The sequence below is a fragment of the Bradyrhizobium sp. P2_E8 genome, assembly GCF_056403875.1.
In genome coordinates, this window is the sequence record NZ_JBFUES010000231.1 from 1 (window position 1) to 8,684 (window position 8,684).

Consider the following 8,684-nt stretch of genomic DNA (forward strand, 5'->3'; position numbering starts at 1 on the left):
GGGGGCGCACTCCGCGCCTGCGCCCCTGCCCGTCGGCGAGACCAGGGGTAGCAAGTGCCAGGGCGACCCGAGCGGAGGGGGATCGCCCGCCCGAAGGGCCGCTCGAAGAGCGGGTCTGCACAAGCGCGTGCCAGGATTTCCGGTGTTGAGGATCTGAGAAAGCGCGGAAGACCGGGGAGACCGCTCGGGTCGGCGCCGGCATGACCGGCGCTTCACCCTGGCGCGCGCGAGGGGCGGAGCCCCTTAGAGCAAGAGGACGGTTGGCTGGTGYAAGCCGTGCCCGGCAGAGAAAAAGGCACCCGCAGGAGGGTCAGCATAGCGCCGACGCGTAGCGGCGGGACCCGGGACCGAGTGCAGTCGCGAGACCGGTTAAGAAGGCACCCGAACGCGGGACAGTGATAGCGACGCCGGCATGCAATGACGGCGGGGCCCGCGAGCGAGTGCCTCCGGCGAGCGACACACTATTCTGCGCGAAGGATCGTCACCCGAAGGGCCGAGACGCAGACTCGGTGCGCGGCGCGCGCATAGAGCCCGCCCCCGGAGGGACGCGCCAATCTGGCAGCTTGATCAATAGACAGGACGGCCCCACGCGCGTTACAGCTTTGCCGTGGCCGGCCAGATGTACGACGCAACACAAAGTAGCAGCACTTGAATGAACGCGAGGCCGACCGACGCAATCTTGACGTTGCGCACGAGCGAAAGTGCCTGGAACGCGACGCCTTCGATTGTCGCCGGCCAGGTCAAGAGGAGCACGATCAGAAGATCCTCGCTAAGATCACAAGCAATATAGACGCATGGCAATAGCCAGCACACCCAGATCGGTATGTGCGACAAGAACGATGGTCCTTCCGTGAGGTCGCGCAGAGTTACGCTCGCCATTGCCAGAAACAGGCCGAGACATACGAGATAGACAATATCGAGGGGAATGACGTGTCGCGCATAGCCCCCCGCCAGATCCGCGTGCGCATGTACCCACATGGCTAGCGTACTCGTTCCGAGCTTGTCTCCGGTTTTTGCCTCCGGCGGAATTGTGAAGCGCGGGTCTCCATCATTCGTTTCCCGCTCGAGAAACCTCTGCGACACCGCAGTGCCAAATGGCAATGCCCCCTTCGCAATTACGAATGGCAGAGCAATCGCGAGTGTCGCAAACAGGATGATGAGCCGGATCATTGCCGTTGGATCCAGTCGGTCTGCCTCACTTCAATTATGGCCTTGCCGTCATGCGTATCGTAGAAGGTCGAGCCGCGCTTGCCATCGAACGCCCAGATGGCATCGTTCACGTAAAGCATGAGCTCCCCGTCCCTTCGCGGCGTGATGACCGCATCGAGATCGTTTGAGGTTTTGTCTTCGTCGGGCTCGAGCACGGTTTCGTCGTTGCCTGTGGATCCGACGCGGGCAATGACCTTGAATGGCTGGACGAGCAGATGCCGCTTCAAAGGCCAGTACAGGACCGCACGCAGACGATCAGCAAGGCCCATCGACGACGGTTCGGGGCCACGTGTGCTGACAACGAGGTCACCATTCTTCCATGCTGATTTGTCACCCGGCGCCGGCGCCCTGATGGTGATCCTGTATTTACGGCCCTGCTCGACCATGATGCCGGTCGGCTTGCAGACCGATTTGACATCGAGGACATTGTCCGGATGTCTCTGGGCCCGGTCGGTCTCATTTGGCCGCACCTCACACGTGGATGGACAGATCGCGAAGCCAGTCCCTCCTGGCGGCCGTGCGGCCGCACCCGCCGATGCGGGATGGCACACCGGAACCCAAAATGCGCAATTTCCGTGCGCGGGATCGCATCCAGGCGTCGCACGCCGCTCGCATGTCGCAGCCGCCCCACTGTCCCCGCAGGAGACTGCCCGGCCGTAAGTGCACATGGGCGTCGCGTTGGCGGGCCCGCCGCACGTCGCCACCGAGGAGGCAAGGCACGCCGAAAGTCCCTCGGCAACTCCACTCTCCTGGCAGACGGCGCCGTAGGAATCCCTCACGCTAAAAACGAGATGATTGGCCAAAAAGAATGCGAGCGTCAGGAAGCTCAGGGCGAAAAAGGCCGGCAAAACATAAAGCTTGATGCCCCGGATGGTGCGACGATAGAGCCACGCCGAGCGAAGATGAAAGGCGAGCCAAGGCGGCGTGAAGAGAGCGATGAGCATGAAAATCAGAATACCTCTGACCCAGCCATTGATGAGGCTGTCCATGAGCGGTTCGTCCGGCCAGTAGTGCGGCAGCTTGTTGTGAAAGATGGCGTAAAGAGCCACCGCCGCGCCGACAAGCCGAAGGYAAATCTCGCCCTTCGACATGCCGTTGCTACCGAATCGGCGCCATATGCGCTCCATCCGCTCCTCAATCCGGGTGCCCAGCTTCACGCCAAGCCAGATCAGGAGAACGACGAGAAAACCAAGCAATAGAAAATGGCTCGGATCGCGCGCATAGGCTTCGACCCAGAGCGATAATGCGCTCGGCAGAACGGCGTTCAGCGCTCGGATGCCGGCAGAGACAAGCGTCAGTCGGGTGGCGAACTCCCCGGAGCTGTCGGTGGTCACAACCAGGGGATAAAGCGCAACATAGACAGATGCAAAAACCGTAATGAAATAGATCAGCCGCCGTCGCCAGACCTGGTTCCAGATGAACTTTTGAGCATCACAGCGCTGATCTACATCGTCAGTACTTTCATAGTTCGACTGGGGCGCGATCCCGGTTTCGGTCAAGACTTCATACTCACGCGGAATTCCAATCGGAGCATAGCGATGAGCGCCGATCATCGCGCGTTGAATGGCCGTCTCATGAATGATTGGCGGGTTGTTACTGACGAAATCGTCCCTGCGCAGCGAAAATCGCATCTTGCTGAGATCTTCGATCTTGCGTGGGCCGTAGCGGTAATATCCGCCCATGCCATTTCGCGAGTCGTAGAGGCGCCCGTCCTTGTCCCGTTTCCATTGGGCATAGACAAGCATATCGGGATCAGGGTTGTCCGGCTGGTTCGGTGTCGTTTTGAAGCTAAGACCGCGCGACTGTGCCTCGGTCATGATCCAATAGAGCGGAATATGCGCCAGGGAGTCGTCAGGATATCCGCCGCCCACGTTTGAATGGACGCCGGCGAACCAGACCTGCGTCAGGACTTCGGGAGGAACAGTCTTCTCATTCCAAAGCACGGGATGGAACGTCGTGCGCTCGTCATCGAGCGAGAGCGCGTGGCAAGCCCGGTCTATGCGACGGTCGAAGGTACGATCGGGCAACTCGAGGGGCAATATCCATTGGCTGACGCCCCGCACCATTTCGTCGACCGGCAGTCCGTAGGCGGCGACAGTGTCCCACAGACCGAGAAAAGCAATGCTTCCGACACGCTGGTTCGCCCTTTTGTCGTAGCGCACTCCCATGATGAGAAGAAAGAGATCGCGCAACAGACGGAAGACGGTCTCAATGCGGTGGATCGTATGAAACTTTTCGGCGCGATACGCACGGTACGCCATGATGGCGTTGCGATAAACTTCAGCGTCGGTTGCACCCGTTACCAGTCCTTGGCTAAGCACCAGACCGATCACGACACGGATGGTGAAGGCGCCGCGGCTGAAGCCAAAGCCGTAAATCTGGTCGCCCGGCTTGTAGTTCAGGCAAAGAAATTTGTAGATGTCGAGGACGTTGCGCTTGAGACCCCAGCCGAAGGCACCTCCCAGAATCGCGAGCGGCTTAAACGATGATGTACCTACACCATCATCGTAGAACGCAATCTGATCGCTGCCTCTGAGATCAAGACTTTCGAACACGCGCCAGACATTCGATTTCCATACTTGGCTAGCAGAATTGCCCGTTCCATCCGATAGCAGGATGATGCGCTTCCCATCGGGCATGCCGGCTCCTTGGAAAAAATCTCCCTCCCAGGGAGTGAAATTGGCTCATAACAATGGACGCGCAATTTTTAGTTGTACTGTGTGCAACGACTTTCAGGAGGTCAATCGCGGCTGCCGGGTTATCAACATGTTCAAGGGATGGATCTCGGAAGACCACATACCAGTAGCCGAAGCGCGGACTGTCTAACCTTGCATTGCGTTGAGAGCGGCGCTTCGTGTCTCTCGCTAGCTATGGCGAAAACCGGCACGTGAAAATGGCTGGCCACGAGACCACGCCGGGCGGCCTCATGCGCACTGTTAACAAGTTGCTGCGCGCTATTCACGAGCGCAAGACGCGTCACCTCCAGTTCTGACAGCCGCTCTTTTTCCGTGAGAGTCCCCTCGGGGGGGATGTTGCCGCTCGAATTGGCTCTTTCGTCTGTGACCGGCCAGGCATTCGAGGCGCGCTGCCAAAACTAGTTCACTCGCGCAGCATCCTTGAATCATTGAAAAGCCCGGTCCGGCACTTGCCGGACGCGCACTAACCGGAATGAAGCGCTAGCTGAGGCTTTGGATTTCCTGGCGGGTTCGCGGGCGGTCGCACTCCAAACCTTGAGTTCCTGCCGTTGYGAATCCCAGCCATGTGCTAGCAGCCGGAACGAATGACGGACAAAACGATTCGCCGTATCAGGAGCTATTCCTATGCTGATGACAAGTGAACGAAGACCGGCGATACGGACGATGCGCGGATGGGCGATTGACGTGCTCCAGGAAGCTGGCGCCATCCGCGAGTGCGAGGAGCAYGGTTGGATGCAGGATCGCGCCGATCCGCATGCAAGGGAGCGGGCCTTCGATATCGCCCGCGTRGACCCGCCCGCGGGCGTCTCGCCTGATGCAGCGGCGGCAGAGGTTCGCGACGTGCTGAACTCGATTGGTGATACCTGCCCAGAATGCCCTCCTKATTAGAAGGACCGGCGCCGAGCATGACRGAAACTAACCCCGCGCGCGCCGCAGCGTAGCTTCCAATCGCTCCTTCTCCTTATCCCGGCGGGCTTTTTCGGCTTGCGATCTCTTCTCGAGAGCCTCGACCTCGGCCTGGATGGCGGTGGCCCGCTTTGCGTGCTCCTGCTCAGCCTTGTCCAACGCAGCCTGCGCCTTGTCGACCGCCTGCTGACGGCGTTCACGGTCCTTCTGCCTGGCAGTCTCTTCCTTCGCCCGTTCAAGCTGGCGCCGCTTCTGCTCCTTTTCGAAGGCGAGAGCGGCCTTTCGTTCCGCAGCCTTGTCGACAGGGCGAGAGGAAGGTTTCTTCGCCTTTGGGCCTTTCGACTTGCGGACGGCTTTTGTGCGTCCGCCGCCGCCAAGGTCGGTGGGCAGCGCGGCATGTTCGCTGAAAGATCCGTCGGATCCGACCGGGCGCCTGAGAACGACGCCGGGCTTTGCCGTGGTCGCGGCGATGACGTCCGGATCGTCGCTTTCGTTCGCTGCGCCCTGGTGGAAGAGATTGCTGTCTGCGCCCCAACGCTTCCAGAGCTGCTTTCATGGACGGAGCGGCAATCGCCAGATCGAAGAAGCCCAGCGAGGTCTGGTAGGTCTTCAGTTTTCTCGCCATGAGACGCTTCCCCGCACGCCCATTGACTGCTGCCATGCGATCAGCCGTGCTGTCTACCTCGCGAGCAGAGAATTTCCAAAGCGGGCGAACAGAGCGGCCGGCCCGGAAAATATCCCGACGCATCCGGTGTGTCGGAGCGAGCTTTCCGTGAACCCACCGCAAAGATACCTTAAGCCGACTTCCGCTGCGGTTTGGCCGCCGGCTTCCTTGCCACGGCCTCCTTGGCCGGTTTCTTGCCGGCGTTGGGCATCAGCATTCCCTTTTGACCGCTTGCGACCTTGCGTGGTTTCTTCGATGGGCTCGATCCCTTTGCCGGTTCAGCGCCGCCGATGGTCGTGCGTAGCGCGTCCATCAGGTCGACCACGTTCTCGCCACGGGGACGTCTGCACTGCTTGCCGCAGATAGGATTAGGTTCGTCGATTTCGACGTCCGCGCGGCATCAATGAAGTACCTGCAAACTAGTACCTTTGCCGTTACACTAACGTATCGTTTTTCATACCCCGAAAGTTCAGCAGAATGCGCTCCACCCACGAAGGGCGGGGCTGACTAGCACTTATTTCCCCGGCCATGAACTTGCGGATGTCGAAGGCCATGTCGCCTACTGCCGTTGGCGGATAATGCGTGCATGAAGCCGACCAGCGCCGAAATCGTTCGGCCTCCACCACCAAGCCCGAATTGCCATCATATGAGAGGTAGGCTCCCGGTCTGGCACGTCGGCTCCAAGGGGTGGTCAACTGCACGACCAGTCCGACCGCCAGCGAGGCAAGCACGCCGTTCGACCACACCACTTGCGGACGCCCGCCGGCGGCACCGTACCTGCGGGACTCTTCTGCCAGCGCCGCATCGGTGACGATACCCATGCAGCGCAGGCACGGGCTACCGGGCTCGGACAGCACCACCTGGCCAGCAACCAGATGACCATGCCCGCCGCCGAGCTTGTGCACGTCCATCCCTTGATCGATATACGGGATCAGGAAACGCCGGCAGAAGGCGTCGAGTTCGTCCTTGCCGCGCACGTTGTCGAGACCGCCCACGATGACCTCGCAGCGCTTCAGCGCGTCGCCCGCGAGCTGCCATTGCTTGCGATGGATCTCGACGCGCGCCTTCGGATTGATCGCGAGGATCATCCTTTTCATGATCGCGACCTTCGCGGTCCGCTTGAGCACGTACCACCATGTGCCGCCGATCAGCCTGTTGAGATTGGTCAACGAGATCAGGTCGGCGTCGATCAGCACGAAATTGCCGACGCTGACATGCGCGAGCTGCTGGGCGACGTGAGAGTTGCCGCCTCCGAGGCCCACCAGACCGACGGTCACGTCCGCCAACCGCTGTTCGCTCTTGGCGCCCAGAAAGCTCTGTCGGTCAAGCCAGCTCATATTTCGCACCCCATTGTTCGACGATCGGCTGATCGACTCGGATGAAGCGGTCGATCGATACGGAGGGTTTGCCGGGCTCGAGCCAGAGCAGGCCCGTCGCGCCATTGTCGCTCAGCACCAGGAGACCGTGCGGCATCTTCGGACAGGACTGGAAGAAGCCCGGAACGAATTCGTTGCCGCTCTTCAGGTCGACGCCGCTGAACCCGGGAAGGCCGCGCCCGCCGTGGGTATGGACGTGCAGGAGCGTCGACGCGGGTCGATAGGCCGATTGCGCTGCCTTGCGCATTGCGTTGGACCCGATCCGCGCACCGACGCCAGGGGCGACTTCGTAGTCCTCGTCGGCGACCGGCATGTATCCGCGGACCAGCAGCATCAACCCGCCCGGTACGGCGGCGGCGCCTGCCGACAGGAAGCCGACGCGCTCGTGCGCGAAGAAATGGGGGCGCGCGAGATCGCGCCGGACGAGGTCCAGCATCGGACCCGTAATCTTCAGTGCTACCTTCATTTGAGTTGCCCCAGGTGAATGGCGAGGATCTCGGCCCAGCGCAGTGATGCCGGCACGTAGTTGTAAGACATCGTGTGCCAGGCCCTGCCCATGATCTGATGGACGGTCCAATTCTGACCGCGGTTCGGAAAGGGCTGCGACAGGAAGAGGCGGGTGGTGTAGCTGCCATGGCTACGCGGGCAGAGCAGGCCGTCGACCGTCGCCGTGCCTCCGTTGTGCTGTACTTTCATCGCCGGCAGATAGACGAGGGGCTGACCTCCCTCGTCCCAGAGTTCGGCGCCGCGGTTGATCCGCCGCAGCACCGCGAGTTGAAGCTCGGTGGTCACGACGACTGTCCCACCGGCGGATGGGAGGCGAATTCCATCCCGTCCTTGACCTTGAGGCGTTCGCCCGGCGCCATCTCGCGGAAGACGCCATCGATGCCGATGATGTCCAGCTTGTAGCCGGCGGGCACCCCGAACACCGCCATCAACTCCTCGGTGGTGTAGAYGCGGCGCTCGAGCTCGAACTCGACATCACCACCGTAGATCACCGTCACCGTCTTCTTGCGGTGCCGCAGCTTGAAGCGTTCGACCCCGCCGCCGCCGATGTCGACCTCGTCGTCGTCCTCGAAGACCTGATCGACGCCCGGACGTTCCAGCGACAGCGCCTGATCGTCGCTGGCGCCGGCGAGGAACTTGATCTGCGAAGCAATCAGCTTGTTGTGGGGCCATTCCATCGCCAGGCCTTCGACGAAGAACCGGTGAGTGTCGCCGCCCTTGATCACGAAGAAGCGGCTGACCTTGTTCTTGTCGAGATCGGAGGTCTCGGTGGGACGCAGCGATTCCAGCTCGCCCGTCCCGAGATGCCGCAGCACGACATAATCCTCGACCGGGTGCCGGCCGGCGGCCATGCAGACCTGGGCGCCGGTGACCTCGGGGTCATCGAACGCGACCGTGGCGAAGTCGAAATTGGCGTCGCCGATCTGGACTTCGAACGAGCGGGCCTTCGCCTGCTCGTCATGGGAACTCGTCAGCACCGTATCCATGAGCCGTCTCCTTCGGGTGCGCACGGACAGGCGCCGTTTGCCTTGACGAAATCCCGGAAGAGACCGATGATTCCGAATCAGTCCGTAATGAGACTGTACCTCATGGGACTATTTTTGCAAATCAAGTCCCATTTGGCACAACCCGAGGAGCCCTATGGACATCAGCAAGCGGACACAGACCACCCAGCAGCCAGAAGGACCACGCCCATCGTCGCTCGATTTCTTCTTCAAACTCGCGGAAATCTGGGACTTGAGCACCGAGCAGCAGATCAAATTGCTCGGATCTCCCGGCCGCTCGACCTATTTCCGTTGGCGCAAGGATGGCGGCGACGTTTCGGCG

At 61.0% G+C, this 8,684-nt stretch carries 7 protein-coding genes and 3 pseudogenes; 2 read left to right on the forward strand and 8 right to left on the reverse strand.

The annotated features are described in order from the left end of the window. Window positions 1–594 precede the first annotated feature (594 nt). Window positions 595–1,170 (reverse strand): hypothetical protein, encoded by a 576-nt coding sequence (locus AC1D00_RS15175; RefSeq protein WP_477011227.1) that lies wholly within the window; start codon window positions 1,168–1,170, stop codon window positions 595–597. Continuing rightward, window positions 1,167–3,848, reverse strand: coding sequence for a DUF2235 domain-containing protein (locus AC1D00_RS15180; RefSeq protein WP_477011228.1), 2,682 nt, complete (start codon window positions 3,846–3,848; stop codon window positions 1,167–1,169). The genes AC1D00_RS15175 and AC1D00_RS15180 overlap by 4 nt, the downstream gene beginning before the upstream one ends. Window positions 3,849–4,529: 681 nt before the next feature. On the opposite strand from AC1D00_RS15180, the gene AC1D00_RS15185 reads away from it, so the two are divergent. After that, window positions 4,530–4,793 (forward strand): hypothetical protein, encoded by a 264-nt coding sequence (locus AC1D00_RS15185; RefSeq protein WP_477011229.1) that lies wholly within the window; start codon window positions 4,530–4,532, stop codon window positions 4,791–4,793. A gap of 27 nt (window positions 4,794–4,820) precedes the next feature. On the opposite strand, the pseudogene AC1D00_RS15190 reads toward AC1D00_RS15185, so the two are convergent. From AC1D00_RS15190 to AC1D00_RS15215, 6 genes and pseudogenes are all read right to left on the reverse strand, one after another. Next, window positions 4,821–5,436 (reverse strand): annotated as a pseudogene (locus AC1D00_RS15190) (cell envelope biogenesis protein TolA). 169 nt (window positions 5,437–5,605) lie between these two features. Then, window positions 5,606–5,842, reverse strand: a pseudogene (locus AC1D00_RS15195) (non-homologous end joining protein Ku); the annotation flags it as partial. Between the two features lie 67 nt (window positions 5,843–5,909). Then, entirely contained in the window at window positions 5,910–6,812 is a 903-nt protein-coding gene (locus tag AC1D00_RS15200; RefSeq protein ID WP_477011230.1) for a HesA/MoeB/ThiF family protein, read from the reverse strand. After that, on the reverse strand, window positions 6,799–7,317 hold the full coding sequence (locus tag AC1D00_RS15205) for a hypothetical protein (RefSeq protein WP_477011231.1): 519 nt from the start codon (window positions 7,315–7,317) through the stop codon (window positions 6,799–6,801). The genes AC1D00_RS15200 and AC1D00_RS15205 overlap by 14 nt, the downstream gene beginning before the upstream one ends. Beyond that, window positions 7,314–7,643, reverse strand: a complete 330-nt coding sequence (locus AC1D00_RS15210) for a hypothetical protein (protein ID WP_477011232.1) — start codon at window positions 7,641–7,643, stop codon at window positions 7,314–7,316. Before AC1D00_RS15210 ends, AC1D00_RS15205 begins: the two co-directional genes overlap by 4 nt. After that, window positions 7,640–8,344 carry a multiubiquitin domain-containing protein gene (locus AC1D00_RS15215; RefSeq protein ID WP_477011233.1) on the reverse strand — a complete coding sequence of 235 codons (705 nt, stop codon included), beginning with the start codon at window positions 8,342–8,344 and terminating at the stop codon, window positions 7,640–7,642. Before AC1D00_RS15215 ends, AC1D00_RS15210 begins: the two co-directional genes overlap by 4 nt. A gap of 154 nt (window positions 8,345–8,498) precedes the next feature. On the opposite strand from AC1D00_RS15215, the pseudogene AC1D00_RS15220 reads away from it, so the two are divergent. Beyond that, window positions 8,499–8,684 (forward strand): annotated as a pseudogene (locus AC1D00_RS15220) (hypothetical protein); the annotation flags it as partial.

Coding starts and splice junctions, on each gene's coding strand:
- AC1D00_RS15205 (WP_477011231.1), bottom strand. CDS start 7,317: ATGAAGGTAGCACTGAAGATTACGGGTCCGATGCTGGACCTCGTCCGG.
- AC1D00_RS15175 (WP_477011227.1), bottom strand. CDS start 1,170: ATGATCCGGCTCATCATCCTGTTTGCGACACTCGCGATTGCTCTGCCA.
- AC1D00_RS15200 (WP_477011230.1), bottom strand. CDS start 6,812: ATGAGCTGGCTTGACCGACAGAGCTTTCTGGGCGCCAAGAGCGAACAG.